Genomic DNA, 24,676 nt, shown 5'->3' on the forward strand with positions numbered 1-24,676 from the left:
TTGGGGTTGTAAGCCTAAACCCCCGAAATGTTTGATTCAAAATTATCATTTTTTATCAAGAAAGTTAGAAAGGGGGTCTGTGTAGCAATGTTGTTCTTATTTTAACTAACAACGTTAGGAGTTTTGATTCACAAGGCTCCTAACGTTGTTTATATGTGCTCAATGTATTAGCTATATTGGCAATTCAAAGTATGCATACTTTGTACTTGCTAGACAAATATGCAACTTTTGTAAATCGATCTAATGATTTGCAGTATTAAGAATTAGCAGAAGTTGATTTTCGCAAATTAAGCCAAACCATTTAATGGTTATTTAATAACTTGCAACTCTATCGGCACTCTGAATTTTATGTTTCGAAGCCGTCTATTCTTTTAACTCTGATAAAATTAACAATGGTTGTAATAATAACTACGCATAATGATAAACAACAAACTATTGACAAATATATTCCTATACAGTTCATTTCTTGATTATTGGCTTTTCCATTGAAATAAAGGGGAATTGTTATCAAAACAAATGTTAAAAAAGGCATTACCTTATTCAGAATTGATACGGGAAAATCCGATAAAATAAATAAAGCCAATCCCACAACTAAAAGTAGTAAACATAATGGAGTGATGAATATAAAGCCTAGAGGGTCGGGTTGATACCATGGTGAATTTTGAAAAGTAGCTGTGAAAATAAAAAACAATAGCACCAGTATAAATGCCTCAAAAGCGTTTAAGAAGATAAATCCAAAATATCGGATTTTTCCCACCACCTTATTTTATTAATCAATGACTTTAATTATGCATGGTCAATTTCTTCACATTATCTACGTCGGGTCGCGAATAAGAATAATGGGTATTTGATCTTATCCCTTTTAAATTGATAAGCTCCAGTGCCTAGGACGAGCAATAAATGGAGGTAATTTTGTACTAATATCTCCCTTTGCCGCGTTAATCTGGGCTTGGGTAAGAAAGATACTCTTGCTAAGGTCAGCACCTCGAATGTCTGCATCTCGGAAATCGGTACCATTTAGATCGGTTCCTCCAAGATCGGCAGCAATAAGGTAAGCCCCTCTTAAGTTAGCTCCCCTGAGGTCAATACTTCTAAGGTCAGCACCAATAAGGTCGGCTCCGCGACTGAAGGTTTTCCTACGTCTTTGAGGACTCTTCCGTTCTTGAAAAACTTGATTTCTTACAAGTTCACTAGCCCTTATAAGTAGAGTATTAACCTTTGCTCGATGCTCTGCCACATCGAGTTCCATTAGAAAATCGAGTCTAAGATAGGTGAGCCGTTCTATTTCATCAATCATTAAGCTAAGATCACTGTGTATAGGGCTAGTTTGTTTTAGCGACAACGCTTCTGTGAGATACCACAGCAACTCATGGAGTTGCCGCATGATTAAGAACACTTCAAACATTTGTTTAGAGGATGATGGCACCTTCTGCCAGTCTTGTCCAGCGAAGCTCACCTGAGCAACCTTTTGACCCGCACCAAAGCACTCAAAAGCAATACAACCTTTAAGTCCATCTTCTAAAAGGCTATTATGAACACAACAGCGAAATTCTTGATTCAAGTTAGGGCAAGGCTCACCAGCGTCTTTATTTTTGGGGAAACCTTCTGACGCAGCAAAGTAGAGAGCAACACAACACAAACCGAAACAGTGTTCACAGTCAGAACGTAGATTGTTACGATACAGGAAAGATGAATCTATATCTTTTTTTAACAAAATTATCTCCCTCGATAAAAATATTATTTAATGTATATTATCCCATATTGGGAACGAATAAGAATAATGCGACTTATATAAGACTAACTTTCGTCCCGATATTGTATTTTTAAATTATGAATTCGTTCCCCAAACATTTCTAATTGCCATGATTCAATGCCGTCAATATAAAAGCAACAATTATGTTCTTCTAACGATGCCCCATCATCGATTTCACAGAACACTTCTACTCTTAAATGTCTACTTTTATTTTTATAGAAACTTTCATCACAAAATCCGGGGTGCTATTGTTACCTCTTTGTCCTGTTACCCATACAAACTCTTGGATTGTTTGCTGAATGAACTGCTGTATCTTAAACGACAATTCATCTATTAGTTTATCATTTACATAAGTATTCATTATGGCACTTATCCTATCGGAATGTGCTTTACATAAAGGAATCATCATCTTGCCATATTCGCTCAAATTCAATATTACCCATTCTATCCACCTGCTTTCGGGATAAAATCTAACACCAATAGTGTATATTATCCTTCATTGGGTCGCGAATAAGAATTAGTGGGAGTTCTAAACCGCAATTCGAATTTATTACCTTATGAAAGTATCTCCTAGTTCGAATGTACTTTTAATAGCAGCTTCATATTGATCATATTGAAAATAAAATGGTCCTAAATCCTTTAGCCGATCGTATTCTATTTCATACAAACCTAAGTTATCTTCTACAGCAAAGTCGCTCCAAATAATTATATCTCCAACTCTCTTAATATTAACAGAAATTGCCCCACACCCTAAATCTCCACACTCAGGACAAATAAAAATTGCATATCTATCATTGTCAAAATCCGGATTACTTTTTAGCAATAATTTGTTAATCCCGTTGAGTTGGATATCAGAAAAAGACCATCCTAAACAAGATACATAATCAAATCCCTTATCTACAAGAGTTTCGTAAAGCGATTTATTGTTAATAACCAAGTCAGCGAATTTGATCTCACGTTTATATCCAATCCCTGATAAACCACCTTTTCTGACATTTTTCATCACATCAATCCTGGATGTATCGGACATTTAAGCACCCCTTTCTGGGTTCTTCTGTTTTCAAATATAATTTTAAAGCGGTTACATTATCCTACTTCGTATATCGCATCTCTGTAACTATTATTTGGTAGATCCTAAGAATAATGTGAGTTTCAACCTATCCACTCATGTTTTAAGTTTACACGAGTATTAACGAGTATTAACCAGTATTACTACTTATCCGCAAACTTGCTCCAATAATGGTGACATAAAGCGATTAGTTCATTATAATTAATTATTTTGTTTGACTGGTCGTAAACTATGATATCTTCAGCTTTAATAGTTAAATCGCCACCCAAATTAGTATTCCAGTAACTTACTACGATTGAACCTTCAGCACATTTTCAAAAAATAGTATCATATACAAAAAAGGGGCCGTGTAAACTTGTTTTCTGACGGTTCTGTAAAAAACCTTAAATATTCAAAAATTCATGATTATAATAAAAAGGGCTGCCCCTCTTAGAAATTTCATTTCTATTTTGAGACAGCCCTTCTTAAATACTAATTTAACTTAATCTTTGGATAAAAATGGAGGCGTTAGTATTTGTTCCTGTTCCGCCTGCTCCAGTTGGAATCGTAACCGTTCCGCTTGAGAAACTATTTTGAAGGGCGGCCGTAGCGCCAGCCGGTGCTGTAATAATCACCTGCCCAATGTTTGGTATGAGGGAGAGGAGAACATCATTAACACCAGTTCTTGAACCGGTTACAACATTGCCACCTAGAGTGAGTGCAAATTGGTTGGAACCGCTAGCTCCGACTGCAAAAGTAACTAAATAATCTCCGGCATTGGTAATTGTAATTTGATCCGGATTGCTGCTCGTACTGTGAACAATTCCTCCCGAAGTGACACCATTGCTGTCAAACGTAACATCAGCCCCGACGGCTACCGTCTGCGCCCCTACGTTATAAATATATCCATAGGCAGACGATATTGCTCCTGTAGCTCCTGTAGCTCCTGTTGATCCTGTGACTCCTTCTGCTCCAGTTGCCCCTGTTGCTCCGGTTGCTCCTGTAGCCCCGGTTGTTCCCGTTGCACCGGCTGCCCCAGTAGCTCCAGTTGCCCCTGTGTCACCTGTTACTCCTGTCGCTCCGGTTGATCCGGTAACTCCGTCTGCTCCTGTTGCCCCTGTTGCCCCGTCTGCTCCTGTAGCCCCGGTTGTTCCTGTTGCACCGGCTGCCCCAGTAGCTCCAGTTGCCCCTGTGTCACCTGTCACTCCTGTCGTCCCGTCTGCTCCTGTAGCTCCAGTTGCCCCCGTGTCACCTGTCGCTCCTGTCGCTCCGGTTGATCCTGTAACTCCGGTTGCCCCGGTTGTTCCGGTTGCCCCAGCTTCCCCAGTAGCTCCAGTTGTCCCTGTGTCACCTGTTGCTCCTGTCGTTCCTGTTGATCCTGTGACTCCGTCTGCTCCTGTTGCCCCTGTTGTTCCTGTTGCACCGGCTGCCCCAGTAGCTCCTGTCGTTCCTGTTGACCCGGTGACTCCGTCTGCTCCTGTTGCTCCGGTTACCCCGGTTGTTCCCGTTGCCCCGGCTGCCCAGTAGCTCCAGTTGCCCCTGTTGCTCCTGTCGCTCCTGTTGATCCTGTTGATCCTGTGACTCCGTCTGCTCCGGTTGCCCCGGTTGTTCCCGTTGCCCCGGCTGCCCCAGTAGCTCCAGTTGCCCCCGTGTCACCTGTTACTCCTGTCGCTCCGGTTGATCCCGTAACTCCGTCTGCTCCGGTTGCTCCGGTTGCTCCGGTTGCCCCGGTTGCCCGGTTGCCCCGGTTGTTCCCGTTGCACCGGCTGCCCCAGTAGCTCCTGTTGCCCCCGTGTCACCTGTTACTCCTGTCGCTCCGGTTGATCCCGTAACTCCGTCTGCTCCTGTTGCCCCAGTAGCTCCAGTTGCCCCTGTGTCACCTGTTGCTCCTGTCACTCCTGTTGATCCTGTGACTCCTTCTGCTCCGGTTGATCCGGTTGCCCGGTTGTTCCCGTTGCCCCGGCTGCCCCAGTAGCTCCAGTTGTCCCTGTGTCACCTGTCGCTCCTGTCGTTCCTGTTGATCCTGTGACTCCTTCTGCTCCTGTAGCTCCAGTTGCCCCTGTTGCTCCTGTCGCTCCTGTCGTTCCTGTTGATCCTGTGACTCCGTCTGCTCCGGTTGCTCCGGTTGCCCCGGTTGTTCCCGTTGCCCCGGCTGCCCCAGTAGCTCCAGTTGTCCCTGTGTCACCTGTCGCTCCTGTCGCTCCGGTTGATCCTGTAACTCCGTCTGCTCCGGCTGCCCCTGTTGCACCTGTCGCCCCGGTTACTCCGGCTGCCCCTGTAGATCCAGTTGCCCCCGTGTCACCTGTTACTCCTGTCGCTCCGGTTGATCCCGTAACTCCGTCTGCTCCGGTTGCTCCGGTTGCTCCGGTTGCCCCGGTTGCCCGGTTGCCCGGTTGCCCCTGTTGTTCCCGTTGCACCGGCTGCCCCAGTAGCTCCAGTTGTCCCTGTGTCACCTGTCGCTCCTGTCGCTCCTGTTGATCCTGTAACTCCGTCTGCTCCGGCTGCCCCTGTTGCACCTGTCGCCCCGGTTACTCCGGCTGCCCCAGTAGATCCAGTTGCCCCCGTGTCACCTGTTACTCCTGTCGCTCCGGTTACTCCTGTGACTCCGTCTGCTCCGGTTGCTCCTGTCGCCCCGTCTGCTCCTGTTGCCCCGGTTTCCCCAGTAGCTCCTGTTGCCCCCGTGTCACCTGTTACTCCTGTCGCTCCGGTTGATCCCGTAACTCCGTCTGCTCCGGTTGCCCCAGTAGCTCCAGTTGCCCCTGTGTCACCTGTTGCTCCTGTCACTCCTGTTGATCCTGTGACTCCTTCTGCTCCGGTTGATCCGGTTGCCCCGGTTGTTCCCGTTGCCCCGGCTGCCCCAGTAGCTCCAGTTGTCCCTGTGTCACCTGTCGCTCCTGTCGCTCCGGTTGATCCTGTAACTCCGTCTGCTCCTGTAGCCCCGGTTGCTCCTGTTGCCCCTGTTGTTCCCGTTGCACCGGCTGCCCCAGTAGCTCCAGTTGCCCCCATGTCACCTGTTACTCCTGTCGCTCCGGTTACTCCTGTAACTCCGTCTGCTCCTGTAGCCCCGGTTGCTCCGGTTGCTCCTGTTGCCCCTGTTGTTCCCGTTGCACCGGCTGCCCCAGTAGCTCCAGTTGTCCCTGTGTCACCTGTCGCTCCTGTCGCTCCGGTTGATCCTGTAACTCCGTCTGCTCCGGCTGCCCCTGTTGCACCTGTCGCCCCGGTTACTCCGGCTGCCCCAGTAGCTCCAGTTGCCCCCGTGTCACCTGTTACTCCTGTCGCTCCTGTTGATCCTGTTGATCCTGTGACTCCTTCTGCTCCAGTTGCCCCTGTTGCTCCGGTTGCTCCTGTCGCTCCTGTCGCCCCTGTTATTCCTTGAGAACCTATTGTATTAAGTTCTGCTGGAAGTACACGATGAGCTGCGACCAAATCTCCAGCAGAGCTTTTTCCCCACGCCGATATTTCCACAGCATCGGAACTGGTAATGAATTGAAACTCGAATGCATCAAACTGCGCAAAATAATTTCTGGTTGCAACCTCACCCGCTGCCAAAGCAAAATTCTCCAAGACATACTGTATCTTCGTAGTCCCTGTCACGTAAAACCCTTCAATTTGCGCATTAACAGTAATTGTGTTGTCATTGCTGATTCTTACATTAAGTGTTGTAGTTGGTCTTATACCGTCGACCGGTGTATTTTCAATCAATCCGGTAGTTAATGAAACCATTGACCCGTCTCCTCATATTATTAATTTATTATAATTTTCCGGTTGAAATATGAAACTCTTAAAAACTACTCGATAGTCTGTATTAAGGTTTCCATTTGCGTCTTTCCCCTAAGCATAGACTAATGCCCGTGGGGGTATTTATAAATTGAACTCATAGCATCAATCTGATCGTAATAGTTTTTCAAAGCCACTGTTCCTTAAGCAAAATTAAAGAACTCTTCTATTAGAAATTAATCGCTTTTTATCGTTTTTAAATCTGAAACAATCTCATTTAGTTGGAGTAAAAGTATCATTGTTTATGATATTTACAGAAAGCGTTAAACTCGACCTATCGCCCGAACTGCAGCATTTTCGAACATACCTGTTGATAATAAGTTCATAGTTGACCTCCTAGTTTGCAGTACTATATTGTACTAACCATGTATTAATTACGTTACATTTCCATTTATTCCATATTATATAATATTGATCAACCACGATGTTTCTGTATTTAATGCGTCCATTGAATGCAAAAAACCTAAGGTTTACGTGTCAAAACGCAAGCCTTAGGTTTAATTAATCTCCCTTGTTTATGTACTTAAGTAATTTTTATATTATATGATTGGAGTTATAACCCATTTTATCGGACTCAAACAAAATGTTTAGAAACTGACCTTCATTAAGAACCCAATTATTTAAAAATAAGAGGAAGCCGGGGGCTTCCTCTTAACTTAATGGCTACTGCAATATTTTTCCTCAAAATACACCATGGTTTATGGATAGGAAGTTCAGTTAATAGGCAAATACTGTAACAAATTAAGAATTATGTGACCTAAAAGCCACCAAGTCCTTTAGTCACAGCATATTACAGGAATATAATTGATGGCTTTTTTACCTTTATTTTACTTGTAGATTTACTAAGCTTCATTATTTACTATTTAGCTAATTAGCTATATAATCAAATTGTATATAGGAAAGGTTTTAATGGCAGGTGAAATCAAATGAATGAGGGCATCTTTAAGGCAATGTCCGACCCAACACGCAGAAAGATCGTCGAATTATTGAAGGAAGGACCAAAAACGGCTGGTGACATTGCAAACCAATTTCCGTATGCTCAGCCGACAATTAGTCGTCATTTGAATGTGCTCAAAAATGCAAATTTGATTATCGATCAGAAGGAAGGAAACTTTATTATTTACAGGCTCAACACAACAATTTTGCAAGAATGGCTTGGGTGGCTTTTTGAACACTTTGGAGGTGGAAATAATGTTGAAAAAGAATAAGGCAATGCCTTGGTGGGGTTGGCTCGCATGGGTTTTAGCAATAATACTTGGACTTATAGCTTACACTCATCTCCCTGCACAGGTTATTGGCAATGCGAACCGAATGACTCCGCGTTTATTAATTGTTTTGTATGAACCAGCAATCATGCTCTTCATCATTCTCTTATGGCACGTGCTATGGAGAATTGACCCAAAGAAAAAGAACTACGAAACCTTTTGGCCGACCTATCGATATATCGGCGGCGTCATTGTCGTATGTATTAGCTTGGTGTATCTAACTGTGGTCGGTCATGCCTTAAACATCGCATCGATGCGATTAGTTCCAACTGTAATTGGCATTATGTTTATGCTTATAGCAAATATGTTACCCCGTGTTCAACCAAATTGGTGGGTCGGATTCCGCACTCCATGGACTATATCGAGTACGGAAAGCTGGAATCGTACGCATCGATTAGGGGGACAACTGGGTATTCCAGCGGGAATTCTCATAATTATTTTGGCCTGGATTTTACCAACAAACTCGATGATGAAGTTGGCTATTCTCGTACCGATACTCCTATGGGTGCTCATTACAGTTGTGGCTTCGTATTTTTACGCTAAAAAAGAGTAATTGTTCTAACTGAGGGCACTGGCTGTTATTGATGTCAGTGTCCTTTATATATAACTGGGATCGAGACCTTAAGTATTTGGTTTTTTGATCCATGCCGTCCAGCAGTGAATTAGAGGTAGAAAGGCTTTAATACTGATGGGTATAAGAACTATGCGAAGTTCGAACTTCGGATTTCTTATCGACTCGGGAAAGGGACTGCGAAAAGAAAAATGACCGGCATCTGCAATCTGCCTGAAAGTAACTAGTAATTCATCAGGAATGCTCTTTAATACAGTTTCGGCATTCCATGCAGGCGTGATTGGTTCATGTTCCGCTGTTAACATAAGGATAGGGATTGTTATATTATCCAAACCATTCATGAACCAGCCAGCTCCAGGAGCAAGCAGAACTATTGCTATAATTCTTGGGCCAGGAGCAGTTTCTATTTTATTACTACTCTTGTTCTTGGAATGCCACCTGCCAATGCGAGAGCTGTGTACCCATTGAATGCCCTTTGACTACTCATAGTATCTCTCCTTAAATGCTATAGTATTTATAATAATTGTTTTCGTAAAGAAACGCCCCACTTTTGTAAAGTTTGGCGGCTCTATTTTTATTTTAAAACCATATCCAGTATTAGACAATCCACTAATCTAAAACGCATAACTCTACGGAGCGTTTATTGAGAAATTCCAGTTCATTCATTACTATTTATACAGGGAGGCAGCGACAATGCAAAATATAAATGTTGGCTACATCATTCGTGAATTGCGTACCGAAAGGGGAATGACGTAAAAACAGCTTGCGGATAAAATGAACATCAGCGATAAAACCGTTTCTAAATGGGAACGGGGTTTAGGCTGTCCCGATGTTTCTCTGCTCTCGGAACTGTCCGACCTACTTGAAGTTGATATAGGCAAACTATTAAGCGGTGATTTAGCACCCAATGACTTTGTGGAGGGAAATATGAAAAAGACAAAATATTATGTCTGCCCTATGTGTCATAACATTTTACTTTGCACAGGTGAAGCCGAAGTATCATGCTGTGGTAGAAAAATTGATCAGCAGAAAATGCAGAAAGCCGAAGAAAATGAGATGCTTTCTGTTGAAGTAATCGAAGACGACTGGTATATCACAGTGGCTCATCCAATGAACAAAGAACACTATATTTCCTTTGTCGCATTTGCAACCGGTGACCGTGTACAGATTATCAAGCAATATCCCGAATGGGATATGCAGCTTAGGCTACCCAAAAGAGGTCATGGAATGCTTATTTGGTACTGTACAAGGCACGGATTATTTTATCAGTTAATATAAAGGAGTTTTAGGATTTGAAATTTATTGTTTTTAATGGAAGTCCTGCTGCGGCAGGTAGTAATACCAATGTAATAACACAGGCTTTTTTAAGCGGAGCAAAGCGAGCAGGTGCTGAAACCGAAAATATATTTATAATAGAGAAAAATATTGGGCACTGTAAAGGCTGTTTTTCATGCTGGTTTAAAACACCGGGAAAATGCGTTTTACAAGATGATATGCAGGGATTACTTGAAAAGTATAACTCTGCAGACATTGTATGCTTTGCTTCTCCGGTCTACACATGGAACATGACTGCGGCTTTAAAGAATTTTATTGACCGTCTTGCTCCTCTGAAAAGCCCATTGATAGTAAATATAAATGACAATTTTGACCTCGCTGATTCTGTTTCCAAAACACAGCAATTTATGGTTATTTCAAATTGTGGTTTCCCGGGTAACAACAACTTTGAAACGATGAAAGTTGTATTTGCGTCTTGTAATCCTGTTTTGGAGATTTATCGAAACTGTGGCAAGTTACTAAAAAGCAAGGACGAAAAAATCAAAAGTAATGTTGATGATTATTTAAAAGCCGTTGAACAAGCGGGTTATGAAATGGCAACACAAAATAGCATTTCAGAAGAAACTGAAGCAGAGCTTCAAAAAGAGCTTATGTCTATACCTGAATATGTGAGATACATCGGAATGTAGCATTTGGAGATTTTTAAGGATAGCACTAAACCTTCGCGCCAGCAGTTTAGTGCTATCCTACTAACTTTCTTTAAACCTGGGTCTATTAGAACTTCCAATTATTAGCCTAATGTGAGTTCCTCACCTTCGTGTCTTACTACACTTTCAGCATTATTCCTCGATTTCTCTCAGGATATTAAAATATTCCATGAAAACAAAAGCACAGACCATCCTAATAAGACGTCCTATGTTTAACTTGTTCACCAGATTCTCACCGATGGTAGAAGCTCTACCCTGTTTAAAACCGTGGTGTAAATTTGTCTAAAAGAGAATCAAAAACTGGTATAATTAAAAGTAAATGTATTAGTTTCGAGGTGTTAACGTGCAAATCGGTTCAATTCCTAACGCTTTTGCAGCTATACCTGGCAAGGACACATTTCAAATAGGGCAAAAGATAATCATTGAAATGTTAAGCCAGGTAGAAGATGGCAAAGCGTCTATTTTGGTTAATGGAAAATCAGTTCAAGCTTTTTTAGATATCGAAGCAAAACCTGGAGATAAATTTCAGGCTGTTGTTAAAAACTTTGTGAACAATACGTTAGTGCTAAGCCGGGATACTGAAGTTCAGAAACCTATTGTAGCTATGCCTGGCAAGGACACATTTCAAATAGGGCAAAAGATAATCATTGAAATGTTAAGTCAGGTAGAAGATGGCAAAGCGTCTATTTTGGTTAATGGAAAATCAGTTCAAGCTTTTTTAGATATCGAAGCAAAACCTGGGGATAAATTTCAGGCTGTTGTTAAAAACTTTGTGAACAATACGTTAGTGTTAAGCCAGGATACTGAAGTTCAGAAACCTATTGTAGCTATGCCTGGCAAGGACACGTTTCAAATAGGGCAAAAGATAATCATTGAAATGTTAAGCCAGGTAGAGGATGGCAAAGCGTCTATTTTGGTTAATGGAAAATCAGTTCAAGCTTTTTTAGATATCGAAGCAAAACCTGGAGATAAATTTCAGGCTGTTGTTAAAAACTTTGTGAACAATACGTTAGTACTAAGCCGGGATACTGAAGTTCAGAAACCCGTGGAATCCGTCCTATCAAACGCATTAAATACGGTATTGGCTAATCGCGATTTACCTAATAATGAGTTATTTGTTTATTTATTAAACGATGCGCAGACTGCTTCATATCCAGAAATCCTCAATAATTCTGATCTTCCGGAAGAACTATTACAAAAATTTAATGATTTAATACCCAGCTTAAAAGGGCTGTCAAATCAAGAAGCAGCAGGACAATTAAAATCCTTTTTAAAACAACTTGGGATAAATTATGAGCACCGATTGTTTGATATTTTAATCAAAGGACAAGGGGGAGATTCTGAGGAACTTGCTCAGTTAAAAGATACCCTAAAAGCACAGCTTCTTAGCCTGACGGACACTCATCCCTCTTCATCGGTCATTAATCAATTCTTAGATAAGATCACTGGCCAGCAATTATGGCACGATACCGGCGTGGATGGTAATGGTTATATGTTAGCCGAAATTCCTATTAGACAAGACCAGGGAGTCAAATCCATTAAGCTTGCCATTCAGGGAAGTCGTAAAAATGGTAAGATTGATCCTAAACATTGTCGCATCGCGTTACAAACTGAAACACCTAATCTTGGACCGATTGGCATTGATGCTTTCTTTTCTATGAATCAACTTTCGTTAAGTCTATTAACGAAAAATCCAGACGCTTTATCAATACTTCTTGATGGTCTGATGGCCGAAGTGAAAGGGAACTTTCAAATGTTAGGCGTTAACTTAACCTCTATTCATGTTAAACCTTTGGATAATTTGGAATTTCACACATTGCTTAAAGGAGAGGCAAAGAACGGAGTGGACGTATTGGCATGAAAGAAAAAGCAGTTGCATTAGCTTACGATAAGAGCGGGGCCTCAAAGATAGTAGCCTCTGGGCAAGGTGAAGTTGCACGAAATTTAATCGAAACTGCACAGGAACAAGGTATTCCAATACAAACGGATGCCCAATTAGTCGAAGCTTTAATAAAAATTGATATTGGTCAAGAGATCCCTCCAGAACTCTATAAAGCTGTGGCTGAAATTCTTGCGTTCGTTTATAGATTGGATTCTGAATGGAGTGAAAAGGAAATAGCCGCACTGGAACAACAGATTCTTGATATTGAGGCTCAAATGTCTGACCCAGCAATTTCTTGCGACTCATCAAGAGATTGACTTCTTTTCAGGGGGAACGGGAGGCTATCGAAGGCTCATCTGGTTTTGACTGCAACAAACCCATTAACGACGCTTCACCGGCTATTCACTTTCGTTCAGCTTCACGATGCACACCTGACTGCTATAGCAGCCTTTTCCATACGCGTTCAGCACCACAACTTTTGATTGCAGCACCCAATGGTGGTTTGAAACCTGCACCTGCATGCCGATTCCGAGGGGCCTACCCCCATCGCTTATAAAGCACGTCCGACTGTGACTCCATTCTCTACTTTGAACAGTCGTCCTTTCAGGACACACTTAGCCTAACGGGAATATGAATAATGCGAACCAACTACAACTACATAATCCCTCCAATATGTGGCTGAGCAGTCGAACGGAGTCATCCTTTGGTATTAACACTTCGAAATTAAATGGCAAAACTAATTGATAGTGTCCACTTAATTCGGTATATTTTTTAGTGTGTAATTTGGTTTTAGCATAACTTAATTATACGCCAACTGCGGGTTCTTGTGGACCCGCAGTTTTTTAAAAATATGAGGCTGATGCTTGCGAACTCTGAAGTTTCAAAACCTGCTGTGATTAGCAATCACTTGTCGTTGTAGTAATTACTGTTGGGAAGGTTAACAGCACTTGAACCAAAATAATCATTTTTTCTTGAATCATTGTGAATTGACCTTCTTCAAAGGGCCCGCCTGTTAATGCTACCCGGTCGAGGGCATCATCCATTTCATTAATTTGACTGAATACAAGTGATACTGTCGGTAATTGGTTAAGGAACTCATTGCTGATCAAGTTAAACTCGGACAGATCACCAGAGATCAGCCTGTCTTTGGTCGCGAACCCGGCAGGAAGCGCCGTGTTGATTCCAAACTCATATTCTTGCTGTGCCCCAAAACGGGTCGGTGGTAGTACAAGTGCAGTGCCGAGGCCAACTACACACGACCAGGGTACATCAACAACAAAATCATTAATGGTTCCTGTAACTGTCGTTGATGTCTGGCTAGTTGCTTTGCTAAATTGAATGTCTTTGCGCACAAAGCCTGCTAAAAACAACTTGGGAGTATCTGTTGGTACGCCAACTACTGCTGGCGGAGAATTGAAGAAACGGCTCTGAGTTATTTTCAGGCGCTTTTTAATATTTTTAATTTCCAGTGCTTTTGCAGGCAAGGTGATAATTGCTTCTGTTGGTATAGATACAGTAACTAATACTGTAGTTGGAGTTGGTTGGATTACTTGCAGAGGTGTGCACTGGGGTAGGGATGCAGTACTCGGGAAAACTGGATTGGGAGTAACCGGCTGAACTGGACTCACTGGAGTAGGAGTTGTTTGAACCCAATTTGGGACAAAAGTTGTTGTCGGACAGCATTGTGAACATGAAATAACATTACTCAATTGTATTCTTCCTTTCTAAACTATAAAATTTTTGGCTGGTTATGTTACATGATATGTGCAATCTTCTGTTTTTGTGCGGACAAACTATTTAGCTACGAAACTCTGAGGGGCGTTTAATGCTCGTCCATAACTAACTGTAATAAAAGAGCCTTCATAGGGCTCTTTTTAATTCATAAGAGATTGTGCCAAAATTCTATTCTCTGGGGATGCAGCCAGTTGTTGGGGGATCAATCATGGATGGGAAGATCAAGCGAAATTGGATCAAAATAATCATTTTTTCTTGGATAGTTTTAAAAATACCTTCATCTAAAGGTCCGCCTCGTAACGGAATACGGTCTAGGGCATTACCCATTTCATTGATCCGGCAGAAGATAAGCTCACAGTTTGGCGATAGGTTTAGGAATTGCTGGTTTACGACATTAAACTCTTCGAAGTCGCTTGACGGCAACTTGTCTTTCAATGTAAACCCTGAAGGAGGAAGCGTGAGGTCAGAATATTCGTATTCAGCTTGCTTGCCAAAAAGGTTGGATGGTATTACTAGGGTACGGCCGAGGTCAACAACACAAGAAATGGGTATATTCACAATAAAATCCTTAATAACACTCTCTACGGTCGTGGCGGTTTGTTGAACTGCTTCAGAATATTGAATGTCTTTACGTACAAAACCTCCCAGGAACAATTTGGGGGTATCGTGTGGCATACCGGGTATTTGTCGAACGAAGTTGAAAAATCGACACTGTGTTATTTTGAGGTTCTTTCTAATCTTTTTAATTTCCAGTGCCTTTGTTGGCAAAGTGAAAACTGATTCTGCCGGTATCGAAACTGAAACTATTACCGTACGTGCATCCAATTGTTTAATATCAAGTGGGGTGTATATTGGCAGGGTCGCAGTACTAGGCATAATCGGATTGGGAGCAACAGGTTGACTTTGTGGCGTCCACGGTGGAGCAGGAGGAGTTTGTTGAACCCAATTGGAGATAAAAGGAGCTCCCTGAGTCCAATGGTGTGGACATTGCTTAGTCACTGTATTCTCTTCCTTTCTGAGCTAATATAAAGATAGATATACTCTGACAATATAATCTACGCAATAGATAAAGGTTTTGCGTTAGATAATTTGGATTGGAGTTTTAACAATAAACACGCTTTTTGGTAGAATTTCATATCTTGTACAAAGTGACCCTGCTAACTCCCATAATCTCGTATTTGCCGTGTGGCAATTTGGAATGCTTTCCGTCCAAGTTAATCTCATTTTCATCCTTTAAAGATGAAATATTATCGTTTAGTTTTGTGAGGTATGTTGCCATGCCAGTAATATCTGTTCTGTTCGCATGCTTCGTAATCAAATTAACCCGCGATTTTACCTCCTACGAGAAATGCCACAGAATCAAAAATTACACAACAAAGTGAGTATTCGGGTTTTTCGTTCAAATTATGAAGTTCACATTATAGGAATAGCACTAAACCGCTGGCGCGGTGGTTTTTGTAAGTGTGTCTTTGCTGTTTTACCCAAATATACTGTAAGCCTTTTTGCATCTCCTGTAAAATGTTAGAGATTTTACATAAAAGGAGATATTTTTCTATGACAAAAGAAGAGGTTTTAGCCAAGTTAGTTTTCGATGTGGAACTGAGAGGATTAAGTAAAAACACCAAGGCCGAATATTACACCAAAGTAAAGCTTTTTCAAGAACATTACAATAAACCTGCTAACGAGCTGGGCGAAGAGGATATTCGACTTTTTCTCCACTATCTCACTACAGAAAGAAAACTAGCCTCTGGCTCGGGTAAACACTTACAACAGCGCTCTTCGATTCTTGTATGGTGTCACATTCAATACTAAGTTGAATCTAAAGCAAATCCCCCGCCACCGCAAACAACGTAAATTCTCCGACATTCTTACCAAAGAGGAAATTCATGCTCTTTTTGATGCCTGCGATAACTTAAGAGATAAATGCATTTTGATGACTCTTTATGGTGCAGGGCTTCGCCTTAGTGAAGTCGCTGCTCTTAAAGTTTCAGATATCGACAGCAGCAAAATGCAGTTGTTTATTCGCAATGCTAAAGGATGTAAAGACCGATATGCCCTGCTTTCACAAGCTAACCTCGATATTCTCAGAACTTACTGGAAGGCTTATCGCCCTGAAGAATGGCTTTTTTACAGCAGAAATCGTAAGGGTGCTCCTATGACCATCAGAGCTATTCAGAATCTATTCCATAAATATGTAATTAAAGCTAACATCAGCAAAAATGTCACCGTTCATAGTATGCGCCACAGTTTCGCAACTCATTTGCTATCATCGGGTGTAAGTGTTTTTCACATTAAACAATTGCTCGGACACACGGATATTGCATCAACCTGTTTCTATTTACACTTGATTAAAATCGAATCACTTAACGTGAAGAGTCCTCTTGATGAGCTTGTTGAATTGGATAAGACCAATGGTTGAGGTTCAAGATATCTTCCTCAAATATGCCAATATTTATCGAACCAACCATAAGCTCACTCTTGTCCAGCATAAAGCGATGTCTGCTATTCAAAAATGCAGAACCTCACAGCTAGGCGGACATAAGGAGGTTTGTGCAGTTGCGGGCATATTCGGATTTCCTACAATTCTTGCCGTAATAGGCATTGCCCCAAATGCCAAACTCTTGCCAAAGAACGTTGGATTGAAATAGCCAAACCTATTTTTCCGACAATACAAACTTTGAAAAGCTACTATCCTCTATGTATAACAAAGAATGGGTTGTTTACTGTAAACCGCCGTTTAAAAATGCTGCTTGTGTTGTTGAATACCTAGGACGATATACACACCGAGTAGCTATTTCCAATAAACGTATTGTTAGTCTTAAGAATGATACGGTAACCTTCAAATGGCGGGACTACAAAGATGGCAGTAACCAGAAGGTGATGACGCTCTCTTCCGATGAGTTTATCCGTAGATTTCTTATTCATATCCTTCCAAATGGATTTATGAAAATTAAACATTACGGTTTGCTTGGCAACCGTAACAAGACGACCCAACTGAAACTTTGCAAACGGCTTACCCATACCTCTTTTATAATCAAAGAAAAAGCCTCCACACTTGAACTTATCCTGAGGATTACTGGAATTGACGTATCTAAATGTTCTAACTGCGGTTCGGAAAAATCCAAACGATTTATGAGCTTGGGTAAATCTCCCCCTGCATATTTGAATTGAATGCATAAAAAAATTGCCCCGTCAGTTCTATTCGAGCAATACAAAGCGCAAAGTAATTCCATTTACCATAGGTTTCTTTCTTGGTATTAATGTGGAACCCATTGTCTCTGGCAGTTTTGAAAACGTCTATTCCACATGCTTCAATTCCCATTTAGAGCCTTTTGAACAAGGTTATCAATTTTACTTAGGCTTGTTAGTGATATTTTTCTCAGCCATATCCAGCTTAAGATTCTGAGGTGTCGTATTCATTTTGAAATAGGAACATTTAGACTATCTACATCGATGAGGGTGGCGTGAACTATGGGTGCAAATAATTGGTTCATCAGGTGTTGATAAAGAAACATTCAGATATTCCTTAACTAATAAAACAGCCTCATTTAGTGCAGTCCTTACAAAGTTTTTGCAACAACACGGACCTGTTTGGTCAGCGATAGCGTTAACTATTTTGCCTACGACCTTCATTGTTGTCGCTGTTTCTTGGTCTTTAGGGCAAGATGCATCTAAAACGACACTAAAACATGACCCAATCGCGGGAGAAATTCCACATACCCCTGTAAGTCCGCAATATCCTCCGATAGCTTGTCTTTTAGTGCGATTCATTGCTTCAACAATCTGTTCATCCGTAGCCTTAACTGTTCCTTCATTCCTGAGTGCTGTCATCAAAGCTCCTGATGCTATCCAGGCATTTTCACAACCAAGCATGGGAATGTTATCTTGGTTCATAAGATACTCGGCAATTTCGAAGGGATTATCTGATTTATTGGCTAAAACGTATTCTTTTACAGTCTTAAAAAGATCTTTTCCATGACATTCATCGCATACATAGTGTCCATTTGGGCAGGAGATATTGCCAATCTCTTTTTTGCCACATTGAACGCAAGTTAGTTCCCGTCCCGAATTGAAGTATTCTAATTGGCCTCCGCAGATTTGGCAGTTCTCAGTCTTAGATTCAGTGTGCTGACCAGCACTAGAATTAGATTCTCAACAACCCGATGTTGTGGTGTTCCCATTCTGATTCTTAATCTGGTCTGTCAATCTTACCCCTCCTCACATATTAGAGTTTCTAAACTTAGTGGATAGCGTATCTTTTTGGAAATGGCTTGGCCATTAAAACGCATAGACTTCGATAGAATTATACCCCCTATACCCCCTGCCCGTAACTTCCAAATACTCAGTGACTTTGCTAGATCGCAAATCCTGCACCTCCCAAAACAGCATGTACAGCAGCGGTAAATGTTTCCCATTCTTCTTTTTTTCGTTCAAATGCTCGCAACCCTTATTTGTTATACTGTAGTACTTTCGCACCCTCGCATTATCAACGGTCTCTTCGTAAGAAGTGAGCATACCCTTTTGCTCTAAGGTGTGGAGCAATGGATATAATGTTCCTGCTTTTAACTCAAAAATATTGTTTGATTTTTTTCTGAGTTCTTCAATCATCTGATAGCCGTACATATTTTTTTCGTCAAGTAGCTTTAAGATAAGTATAGTGGCGCTTCCGGTTAAAAGGCTTTTATCGATTGTCATATTTGTACCTCCATATATAGATGATCTACATAACTTTATGTTATATAGATCATCTATATATGTCAATATAAAACTATAGGAGCTTAAAACATTTCTCCTAAAATTAACCTTTTATGTCCAGAAAGTTTCTATTTACCTATTCTAACTTCTGGAGTGTCCGCAAGCTACGGGGAAAGAGACAATTACCCGGTCACCCTTCTTTAGGTTGGCTACATCTTTGCCAAGTTCCTCCACAATCCCCATAGGGTTCCCAGCGGCCTTCATCCCAGAGCATGACCACACCGCCGCCATATTCCCCTTTGGGAATCGTCCCCTCAAAGTTTCTGTATTCCTAAGGATGCTCCTCCACCCGTACGGCAAGCCTCTTGTCACGAATATCATAAGAAGGGCCTTTGAGCACTGCCCAGCTCAATAGAGCTCCGTCCCATTCCAGGCGGAGATCGTAGTGATCTCTGCGGGCCAGATGGTGCTACACAACAAAAATAGCGGGAAGGATACCACTAAAGAATTTCCTTCTCGCCATATGCCATATTGATCAGTTCACCAATAAACTATGAAATGTAACAAGTCATTTCTGCTCAAAAGCTGGGAAACTGATGTGAAAAGTTGTCCCCTTCCCCAACTGGCTGACCACATCAATGTTGCCGCCTTGTAACTGTACCATCTTTTTCACAATCACCAGCCCCAGGCCACTCCCTTTTCCTGGATGTGCTTATCACGTTGGTTCTTGATCCGGTAAAAACGTTCCCAAATGTGCGGTAGATCCTCGGGCGCTATGCCAATCCCATTATCCTCAATACTAAGTAGAACTTTACCTCGTCGGTTTTCCACACCAATCCTGATTGCACCGTTCTCTGTAACCCTGATTGCATTCTTCAGCAGATTTCTGATCACCTGTTCCATCCGGTCAGCATCCCCAAGTACAATGGCCTTTTCGCTTTTCCTGCGCATTAGAATCGATGTGTTTGTGCGATTGGCCACTGGCTCCATGGACGTAGCCACTCCCTGTGCCAGAGCATTCAAATCAACTGGTAGTCTTTCCACCGTGACATTGCCGCTTTCCAGACGGCTCAATTCCAAAATATCATCCACCAGCCTGCAGATATGAACCGTTTGCGTGTGAATCGTGTCTAAATACCTCCTCTGGATAGCCTCGTCTTGCACAATGCCGTCGCGGATGGCCTCAACAAAGCCCTGGACAGCCGTCAGAGGGGTCCGTAACTCATGCGATATCTCAGCAAATAAGCGGGTTCGTTCCTCTTCCATCTTACTGCTCTCGGTCTGGATCTTCTGTAGTCTTTCCGCCAATTTATTAAGCTGGCCGCTGAGAACATTGATCTCATCCAATGGCTGGTCCCTATCGCTCAAAACATAACTCCCTCTGCTAATCTCAGCAACATTGGCCGTTAAACGGGAAATCGGCCTGGAAATGTACATAGCCAGATAAACAGAAATGATAATAATAAACAGCAGAATGACCATGCCCCCGAAAAGCATGTAAAAACGCATTTTGCTTAAAGCAAGGTCGAGATTGGATGATTTCGTTTCCAACAAGATACCGTTAGTTATAATACCCTTATTGTTCCCCATGGGCACGGCGGCAACAAAGATCGGCTGTCCGGTATCCTGATCCACAGATTGGGTCGTCGATATTGAACCTTTTTGAAGTATTTGAATGTATTTGTTATCTATTTGGCTGCCAGGCACCATTTCCTGCTCAGCCGATGTAGCCGTAATCTTTCCTGTCATATCAAAAATCGTAATTTTAGCATCAAAGATACCGGCCAGATATTTCAAGAAGTCCTGCTGAGCCTGAACCTGACTGTTTGATCGCTGATCAGGCGGAACACTCCACGCGCTGTCCGTTTGCTGGAGCAAAGCAAAGTTTACCCGTTTAGCTTCCCGTAACAGTTCCTGTTGAATCTGATCGTAGGTTACCTGCTTAACCACAAAGCTGGAAAATATCATCACGACAATAAAAGCTATGACAAAAGCCGTGACATTAGTAAACAATATCCTGGTGTAAAGATTTTTGTTGAATTGTTCCTGAAGTAAACGTTTAATACTAAGCCAAAATCGATGCAGGGCTCGGATTACCAATTGAAGTTTTTCCCTGCCCTTCTCCAGATAAATATTCACAATGTGGTCTCTCCCCCTTTGGCAGGAGGTGTAAACTGGTATCCCACACCCCAAACGGTTGTTAAGTATTCAAACGGCAAAGATGCCAGTTTGGTCCTTAACCTGCGGATGTGGACATCAATCGTCCGCTGATCACCGAAGAAATCATATCCCCAAACAGCAGCAAGCAGTTCCTCCCGGCTGAAAATCCGGCGCGGATTCAGGGCAAGGTAATAGATCAAATCGAATTCTTTGGGAGTGACTTCCACTTTTTCACCATCAATCAAAACTGTCCTGGTATCCGCCAGGATTTCCAGCCCCGGATATTTCAATTTCCAATACGTTGCTGTCTCTATCGGTTGGGTACGGCGCAAGACAGCTTTTATTCTGGCTACCAATTCCCTGGGACTGAAAGGTTTGGCAACATAATCATCGGCTCCCATTTCCAGTCCCAAAACACGGTCTGCTTCCTCCCCCTTGGCTGTGAGCATGATGATAGGAACCATCCGTACCGCCCTTAAATTACGGCAGAGCGTAAGCCCGTCCTGACCCGGAAGCATGATATCCAGGATTACCACATCAGGATTTTCCCGGTCGAATACGGCGAGAACCAAGTCGCCGTTGCTCACACCAATAACTTTAAAACCTTCCCTTTCACCATATAATTTAACCAGTTCCAATACGTTTTGGTCATCATCAACCAGCAGTACCTTACCACAATAGGTCATTTTTTCCTCCCTCGGCGGTAGCCTTTATTTTTACAATCCTGGAGTTATTATCGAAGGTACATTTTGATATGGATTTCCAACTATCTCGCCAATCCCAACATCAATAATGTTTCGCTTTAAAGAGCTTCCTGCTTCCACCAGTTCGAAACCTGCTATGGATTTATTCCAAATCACTTGGTATATAACCGATGAAATGTTAATAATATCACCTTCATAGACATTACTACCCTTGGCATCAGACAAACCCGTCCACTGCAGCAAGTCAAATTTTTCAGCCGGTTCCCACGAACAACCGGGCACACTTACAGCGAAAGGAGCTAAAGTCTGTGTATCAAATGAAATGGCTTGAGGCTTAAACATTTTTTGCCTAACCTTATCCCAAACTCGAAATTTAATTTCTTTCAATTAACTGCCTCCTTAGGACCTCCATAATGTCTCAATTTTCCAAATCCGGCTCCACAAAATACCCGTCTCGCTCCTGCGTATATTCGTTTTTATTTAGCTTTACGAGATATTCCCTTAAAGATTTAACTTATACCGTTATTTCATCCAAAGATTCATATCCTGAAAGGAACCGGCAATATGGCAGTTCTTAATAAGACGGCCCCGAAACTGATAGCCTAAATCGGGAACATCTGCGGGCAAGGCCCATATCCATATCTTGCTCAATCCATTGTGCCGGGCGACTGCAATCAGGCTCTCCGCTAATTTCCGTGCTTCGATCCCTGCTTGGTATCCATTTACGACCAAGCGCTCATTTCGCTTATCTAGCACAACACTTGAAGTTCCCTGAGTCAACGCGCTACGCATTAGTTTTCCTCCTTTCAAAATGCGTAAAAGGGTCCCGCGTTAAAAAACTAAACGCAGGACCCTTTTTCAGAAGTTTTTCTCTTGAAAGCGCTTACGAAGTTAGCTGATGGATTCGGGCTAAGAGATAGCCCTACCGGCCTAAGCCGGATTCACCCCAGAAATATGGGTCCCCCGTTTCCACTAAGTGCGGAACTCAGCGCGTCTTTAGCTATTTAGTTGGAATGGCTGACAACCGTTGTCGGTATTATAAGTTGGCAGCAAAGAATATGTCAACCTTTTGTAGCCAGGAAAATACTTCCTGTACTAGCTAGGCGTTAAAAAGATAAGGACAATTCGCCTCCTTTCGAGCCAATTATACCGGAGGCATATTAAATGGCATTTACCAAACTATGAAAGTGTTTTGCGAAAGTGTGAACAAATGTTACAAGCCGGAGATTATACAAGAACAACTTATAAAAGCATAAAAAAACCAACAGTTTCCGGGAAATAATAGCCCGAATCGTTGGCATAGTCACTGGGTTATTGTTTGTCTGAAATATTGTTCTGCTTACCTCATTTTCTTTATTGTTTTTCTATTAAATTTATATCAAAGTAATACTATTCTGGAGAACTGGGTATTTTCTCAATAAGCGAAAGACAGCTTTCTAGATTTATTAAATGCCTGCACCCACCCTTAAAACAACCTGGGGGTACGTAAGATATAGTGTGTACGTACAACAAAGGTTTTACAAAAAGGGGATTGAAAAGGTATGAAAAAGGCTCAAACAATGAAAAAAGAATGGCGGCTACTGTTACCTTGGCTTTATTAACACTTCCGCTCGGAAGTACTCTGGCTCTTGCTGATGCGGCTTCTGCCACATCAACTTCTGCCACAAGCACAACGACGACAAGCACCGGCTCTGCTATAAATGGAACTACCGGTACAACGACTACGGTTGTTGATGCAAATGGCAATCCCGTCGCAGCGGAAAACTGGTTCACCGAATTAATCGGAAAAATCCAGCTCTTACTTCCCTTTGGCCCGGCCAAAAAGGCTTTAATTAATGAGAATCAAGCCCTGGCAAAGCTGGAGGAAGCGAATAAACTCCTTCAAAAAGGAGATCAAAATGGTGCAGAAAACTGCTTTACCGAATACTCAAATAAAATCTCCCAGGCTCAGGATTTTGTCAATCAGATTAAAGATCCAAACTCTGATGCGGCTAAAACTCTTGCCATAGCCCTGTCAAACGTTAATACCAACAATATCAGGGTGTTAGCCGGTTTATTAGACAAGCTTCCCCCAAGCAGCCCAAAGATTGGCGCTGAATATTGTACGCTCTATGGAGAAAGCAGTAACGAAGCTTCATGAAGAAGGAGCGGTACCAGCCGCATCCACAACCTCTACATCAGCAACATCCACCTCTACCTCCACCACAACTCCTCCTACCACAGAAACAACCACAGCCCCTGCAACTGCACCAGATACAAAGGCTTTAGAAAAACAAGCCAAAATTGCTTTAAAAGAACTTAAGAAGTCCCTCAATAAATCCGTAGAACTTTATGTAGAGGATCAAGATCAAGACGAACAAGATCAAGATGATAATGATCAAAACGAACATGCTGTTAATCAGACTGCCCAACCATCAACCCCTGCCGTTGCCCAGAGTCCTGCTCCCCAAGCACAAGTAGCTCCCCAAAGCACTGCAAATCGAAGAACAGAGGTGTCCGGTACTTCCAGCACGGTTCGCCACTCGGAAAAGAGCCAAAAGGGTTCGGATCATGAAGGGGATTCCAAAGAAAGTCATAAGGATGAGTAGCCCTAAGTCGTTCCTCTAAAACTTGCGCTATTGAAGCGATGATATATAGATGATAGATAAAGAAACGAAACGGCCCAGTTGAGCCGATCGTTTCTTAATACAGTCAGACTTACATGCCGCGAAGCGGCACCACTGATGAATGAAAATTGTGTCCATACCTCCCTACTTCACCAACAATCCCTTCCATATCCAGGAAAGAATGCCTGTCTCCCGCATGGTCTGTCGCCTAATGTTTAGAGATTTGTGGGGTTCGTAAGATAGAGAAAAGCCATTGATTAAATCAATAGCTTAAAGGAACGTAATAATATAACGCTGAATACTGAACCTCATGAATCTCACGTTGTACTGAATCGTCTGCCGAGCGACAGTTGGTCTATGGGAATTCAATCTCTTCTATATTGGATATAAATTCCTGGGTAACGATGTTTCAAAGGAGATTTTTCCTTAACAATAGAAATTATTAAACCCCAAATCCTAAAAATGGGTAAACTTACCCCTCCCCAAGGAGGCCACTGAA

26 protein-coding genes, 5 pseudogenes and 1 riboswitch are annotated in these 24,676 nt (G+C 42.2%); of the genes and pseudogenes, 12 read left to right on the forward strand and 19 right to left on the reverse strand.

Annotated features, from left to right (window positions below; all coding sequences use genetic code 11):
- Positions 1-862 precede the first annotated feature (862 nt).
- From VZF35_RS12970 to VZF35_RS12985, 4 genes are all read right to left on the reverse strand, one after another.
- Entirely contained in the window at positions 863-1,714 is an 852-nt protein-coding gene (locus tag VZF35_RS12970) for a pentapeptide repeat-containing protein (protein WP_407314179.1), read from the reverse strand.
- 232 nt (positions 1,715-1,946) lie between these two features.
- Complete coding sequence (locus VZF35_RS12975) at positions 1,947-2,162, reverse strand: hypothetical protein (protein ID WP_407314181.1); 216 nt, start codon at positions 2,160-2,162, stop codon at positions 1,947-1,949.
- 141 nt (positions 2,163-2,303) lie between these two features.
- On the reverse strand, positions 2,304-2,783 hold the full coding sequence (locus VZF35_RS12980) for a hypothetical protein (protein WP_407314183.1): 480 nt from the start codon (positions 2,781-2,783) through the stop codon (positions 2,304-2,306).
- Between the two features lie 515 nt (positions 2,784-3,298).
- Positions 3,299-4,006 carry a collagen-like protein gene (locus tag VZF35_RS12985; protein WP_407314185.1) on the reverse strand — a complete coding sequence of 236 codons (708 nt, stop codon included), beginning with the start codon at positions 4,004-4,006 and terminating at the stop codon, positions 3,299-3,301.
- On the opposite strand from VZF35_RS12985, the gene VZF35_RS12990 reads away from it, so the two are divergent.
- The gene (locus tag VZF35_RS12990) at positions 3,993-4,328 is read left to right on the forward strand and encodes a hypothetical protein (protein WP_407314187.1); all 336 of its coding nucleotides are present in this window, start codon (positions 3,993-3,995) and stop codon (positions 4,326-4,328) included. The genes VZF35_RS12985 and VZF35_RS12990 overlap by 14 nt on opposite strands.
- A gap of 132 nt (positions 4,329-4,460) precedes the next feature.
- Here the strand turns inward: VZF35_RS12990 and VZF35_RS12995 are convergent, their stop codons facing one another.
- Genes VZF35_RS12995 through VZF35_RS13005 form a run of 3 tightly spaced genes read right to left on the reverse strand, consistent with a single transcriptional unit; the run spans position 4,461 to position 6,524 of the window.
- Positions 4,461-4,697: a hypothetical protein gene (locus VZF35_RS12995; RefSeq protein ID WP_407314189.1), complete on the reverse strand. Its 237-nt coding sequence runs from the start codon at positions 4,695-4,697 to the stop codon at positions 4,461-4,463.
- Positions 4,694-5,218 (reverse strand): hypothetical protein, encoded by a 525-nt coding sequence (locus VZF35_RS13000; protein ID WP_407314191.1) that lies wholly within the window; start codon positions 5,216-5,218, stop codon positions 4,694-4,696. The genes VZF35_RS12995 and VZF35_RS13000 overlap by 4 nt, the downstream gene beginning before the upstream one ends.
- Entirely contained in the window at positions 5,100-6,524 is a 1,425-nt protein-coding gene (locus VZF35_RS13005; protein ID WP_407314193.1) for an exosporium protein, read from the reverse strand. Before VZF35_RS13005 ends, VZF35_RS13000 begins: the two co-directional genes overlap by 119 nt.
- 980 nt (positions 6,525-7,504) lie before the next feature.
- Here VZF35_RS13005 and VZF35_RS13010 point away from each other — a divergent pair.
- Both VZF35_RS13010 and VZF35_RS13015 read left to right on the forward strand, forming a co-directional pair.
- Positions 7,505-7,786: an autorepressor SdpR family transcription factor gene (locus VZF35_RS13010; protein WP_407314195.1), complete on the forward strand. Its 282-nt coding sequence runs from the start codon at positions 7,505-7,507 to the stop codon at positions 7,784-7,786.
- Positions 7,770-8,396: an SdpI family protein gene (locus tag VZF35_RS13015; RefSeq protein ID WP_407314197.1), complete on the forward strand. Its 627-nt coding sequence runs from the start codon at positions 7,770-7,772 to the stop codon at positions 8,394-8,396. The genes VZF35_RS13010 and VZF35_RS13015 overlap by 17 nt, the downstream gene beginning before the upstream one ends.
- A gap of 68 nt (positions 8,397-8,464) precedes the next feature.
- Here VZF35_RS13015 and VZF35_RS13020 read toward each other — a convergent pair whose 3' ends face one another.
- Positions 8,465-8,755 (reverse strand): hypothetical protein, encoded by a 291-nt coding sequence (locus VZF35_RS13020; RefSeq protein WP_407314198.1) that lies wholly within the window; start codon positions 8,753-8,755, stop codon positions 8,465-8,467.
- Positions 8,756-9,182: 427 nt separating this feature from the next.
- Here VZF35_RS13020 and VZF35_RS13025 point away from each other — a divergent pair.
- From VZF35_RS13025 to VZF35_RS13045, 5 genes and pseudogenes are all read left to right on the forward strand, one after another.
- Positions 9,183-9,284, forward strand: a pseudogene (locus tag VZF35_RS13025) (helix-turn-helix domain-containing protein); the annotation flags it as partial.
- 57 nt (positions 9,285-9,341) lie between these two features.
- Positions 9,342-9,692, forward strand: coding sequence for a desulfoferrodoxin family protein (locus tag VZF35_RS13030; RefSeq protein ID WP_407314610.1), 351 nt, complete (start codon positions 9,342-9,344; stop codon positions 9,690-9,692).
- Between the two features lie 14 nt (positions 9,693-9,706).
- A complete protein-coding gene (locus tag VZF35_RS13035; RefSeq protein ID WP_407309843.1) occupies positions 9,707-10,378 on the forward strand; it encodes a flavodoxin family protein in 672 nt (223 codons plus the stop codon).
- 361 nt (positions 10,379-10,739) lie between these two features.
- Positions 10,740-12,257, forward strand: coding sequence for a hypothetical protein (locus tag VZF35_RS13040; protein ID WP_407314200.1), 1,518 nt, complete (start codon positions 10,740-10,742; stop codon positions 12,255-12,257).
- Complete coding sequence (locus VZF35_RS13045; RefSeq protein WP_407314125.1) at positions 12,254-12,595, forward strand: EscU/YscU/HrcU family type III secretion system export apparatus switch protein; 342 nt, start codon at positions 12,254-12,256, stop codon at positions 12,593-12,595. The genes VZF35_RS13040 and VZF35_RS13045 overlap by 4 nt, the downstream gene beginning before the upstream one ends.
- A 579-nt stretch (positions 12,596-13,174) precedes the next feature.
- On the opposite strand, the gene VZF35_RS13050 is transcribed toward VZF35_RS13045, so the two are convergent.
- Together VZF35_RS13050 and VZF35_RS13055 are read right to left on the reverse strand one after the other, a co-directional pair.
- A complete protein-coding gene (locus VZF35_RS13050) occupies positions 13,175-13,987 on the reverse strand; it encodes a CsxC family protein (protein WP_407314202.1) in 813 nt (270 codons plus the stop codon).
- A gap of 193 nt (positions 13,988-14,180) precedes the next feature.
- Positions 14,181-15,011: a CsxC family protein gene (locus tag VZF35_RS13055; protein ID WP_407314204.1), complete on the reverse strand. Its 831-nt coding sequence runs from the start codon at positions 15,009-15,011 to the stop codon at positions 14,181-14,183.
- A 555-nt stretch (positions 15,012-15,566) separates the two neighbouring features.
- Between VZF35_RS13055 and VZF35_RS13060 the strand changes: the two are divergent.
- Both VZF35_RS13060 and VZF35_RS13065 read left to right on the forward strand, forming a co-directional pair.
- A pseudogene (locus VZF35_RS13060) lies at positions 15,567-16,431 on the forward strand (tyrosine-type recombinase/integrase).
- A pseudogene (locus VZF35_RS13065) lies at positions 16,424-17,183 on the forward strand (transposase). The pseudogenes VZF35_RS13060 and VZF35_RS13065 overlap by 8 nt, the downstream one beginning before the upstream one ends.
- Positions 17,184-17,453: 270 nt before the next feature.
- Here the strand turns inward: VZF35_RS13065 and VZF35_RS13070 are convergent.
- The 9 genes and pseudogenes from VZF35_RS13070 to VZF35_RS13110 all read right to left on the reverse strand — a co-directional run bounded on the left by VZF35_RS13070 (position 17,454) and on the right by VZF35_RS13110 (position 22,363).
- Positions 17,454-18,206, reverse strand: coding sequence for a DUF5714 domain-containing protein (locus VZF35_RS13070; protein ID WP_407314612.1), 753 nt, complete (start codon positions 18,204-18,206; stop codon positions 17,454-17,456).
- A gap of 160 nt (positions 18,207-18,366) precedes the next feature.
- Positions 18,367-18,707, reverse strand: a pseudogene (locus tag VZF35_RS13075) (PadR family transcriptional regulator).
- A 141-nt stretch (positions 18,708-18,848) separates the two neighbouring features.
- Positions 18,849-18,998: an alcohol dehydrogenase catalytic domain-containing protein gene (locus VZF35_RS13080; protein WP_407314205.1), complete on the reverse strand. Its 150-nt coding sequence runs from the start codon at positions 18,996-18,998 to the stop codon at positions 18,849-18,851.
- Positions 18,943-19,170, reverse strand: a pseudogene (locus VZF35_RS13085) (DNA polymerase ligase N-terminal domain-containing protein); the annotation flags it as partial. The gene VZF35_RS13080 and the pseudogene VZF35_RS13085, both read right to left, overlap by 56 nt.
- 105 nt (positions 19,171-19,275) lie before the next feature.
- The gene (locus VZF35_RS13090; protein WP_407314614.1) at positions 19,276-19,371 is read right to left on the reverse strand and encodes a hypothetical protein; all 96 of its coding nucleotides are present in this window, start codon (positions 19,369-19,371) and stop codon (positions 19,276-19,278) included.
- 11 nt (positions 19,372-19,382) lie between these two features.
- Positions 19,383-20,846: a sensor histidine kinase gene (locus VZF35_RS13095; RefSeq protein WP_407314207.1), complete on the reverse strand. Its 1,464-nt coding sequence runs from the start codon at positions 20,844-20,846 to the stop codon at positions 19,383-19,385.
- Positions 20,843-21,553, reverse strand: coding sequence for a response regulator transcription factor (locus VZF35_RS13100; RefSeq protein WP_407314209.1), 711 nt, complete (start codon positions 21,551-21,553; stop codon positions 20,843-20,845). Before VZF35_RS13100 ends, VZF35_RS13095 begins: the two co-directional genes overlap by 4 nt.
- Before the next feature lie 30 nt (positions 21,554-21,583).
- Positions 21,584-21,958: a YopX family protein gene (locus VZF35_RS13105; protein ID WP_407314210.1), complete on the reverse strand. Its 375-nt coding sequence runs from the start codon at positions 21,956-21,958 to the stop codon at positions 21,584-21,586.
- Positions 21,959-22,093: 135 nt separating this feature from the next.
- Positions 22,094-22,363 (reverse strand): hypothetical protein, encoded by a 270-nt coding sequence (locus VZF35_RS13110; RefSeq protein WP_407314212.1) that lies wholly within the window; start codon positions 22,361-22,363, stop codon positions 22,094-22,096.
- Positions 22,364-22,436: 73 nt separating this feature from the next.
- Positions 22,437-22,572: riboswitch (cyclic di-AMP (ydaO/yuaA leader) on the reverse strand.
- A gap of 569 nt (positions 22,573-23,141) precedes the next feature.
- Between VZF35_RS13110 and VZF35_RS13115 the strand changes: the two genes are divergently transcribed.
- Both VZF35_RS13115 and VZF35_RS13120 read left to right on the forward strand, forming a co-directional pair.
- Complete coding sequence (locus VZF35_RS13115; RefSeq protein WP_407314214.1) at positions 23,142-23,711, forward strand: DUF5667 domain-containing protein; 570 nt, start codon at positions 23,142-23,144, stop codon at positions 23,709-23,711.
- On the forward strand, positions 23,683-24,159 hold the full coding sequence (locus VZF35_RS13120; RefSeq protein WP_407314216.1) for a hypothetical protein: 477 nt from the start codon (positions 23,683-23,685) through the stop codon (positions 24,157-24,159). Before VZF35_RS13115 ends, VZF35_RS13120 begins: the two co-directional genes overlap by 29 nt.
- The last annotated feature ends 517 nt before the right edge of the window (positions 24,160-24,676 follow it).

Source organism: Desulfosporosinus paludis (assembly GCF_045689965.1).
Lineage (GTDB): Bacteria > Bacillota > Desulfitobacteriia > Desulfitobacteriales > Desulfitobacteriaceae > Desulfosporosinus > Desulfosporosinus paludis.

Excerpts from the sequence above, each read along its gene's own strand:
- VZF35_RS12975 (WP_407314181.1), bottom strand. The coding sequence starts at position 2,162 with ATGATGATTCCTTTATGTAAAGCACATTCCGATAGGATAAGTGCCATA.
- VZF35_RS12980 (WP_407314183.1), bottom strand. The coding sequence starts at position 2,783 with ATGTCCGATACATCCAGGATTGATGTGATGAAAAATGTCAGAAAAGGT.
- VZF35_RS13005 (WP_407314193.1), bottom strand. The coding sequence starts at position 6,524 with ATGGTTTCATTAACTACCGGATTGATTGAAAATACACCGGTCGACGGT.
- VZF35_RS13010 (WP_407314195.1), top strand. The coding sequence starts at position 7,505 with ATGAATGAGGGCATCTTTAAGGCAATGTCCGACCCAACACGCAGAAAG.
- VZF35_RS13015 (WP_407314197.1), top strand. The coding sequence starts at position 7,770 with ATGTTGAAAAAGAATAAGGCAATGCCTTGGTGGGGTTGGCTCGCATGG.
- VZF35_RS13020 (WP_407314198.1), bottom strand. The coding sequence starts at position 8,755 with ATGAATGGTTTGGATAATATAACAATCCCTATCCTTATGTTAACAGCG.
- VZF35_RS13030 (WP_407314610.1), top strand. The coding sequence starts at position 9,342 with ATGAAAAAGACAAAATATTATGTCTGCCCTATGTGTCATAACATTTTA.
- VZF35_RS13045 (WP_407314125.1), top strand. The coding sequence starts at position 12,254 with ATGAAAGAAAAAGCAGTTGCATTAGCTTACGATAAGAGCGGGGCCTCA.
- VZF35_RS13080 (WP_407314205.1), bottom strand. The coding sequence starts at position 18,998 with ATGGCGGCGGTGTGGTCATGCTCTGGGATGAAGGCCGCTGGGAACCCT.
- VZF35_RS13090 (WP_407314614.1), bottom strand. The coding sequence starts at position 19,371 with ATGGTACAGTTACAAGGCGGCAACATTGATGTGGTCAGCCAGTTGGGG.
- VZF35_RS13100 (WP_407314209.1), bottom strand. The coding sequence starts at position 21,553 with ATGACCTATTGTGGTAAGGTACTGCTGGTTGATGATGACCAAAACGTA.
- VZF35_RS13110 (WP_407314212.1), bottom strand. The coding sequence starts at position 22,363 with ATGCGTAGCGCGTTGACTCAGGGAACTTCAAGTGTTGTGCTAGATAAG.
- VZF35_RS13115 (WP_407314214.1), top strand. The coding sequence starts at position 23,142 with ATGGCGGCTACTGTTACCTTGGCTTTATTAACACTTCCGCTCGGAAGT.
- VZF35_RS13120 (WP_407314216.1), top strand. The coding sequence starts at position 23,683 with ATGGAGAAAGCAGTAACGAAGCTTCATGAAGAAGGAGCGGTACCAGCC.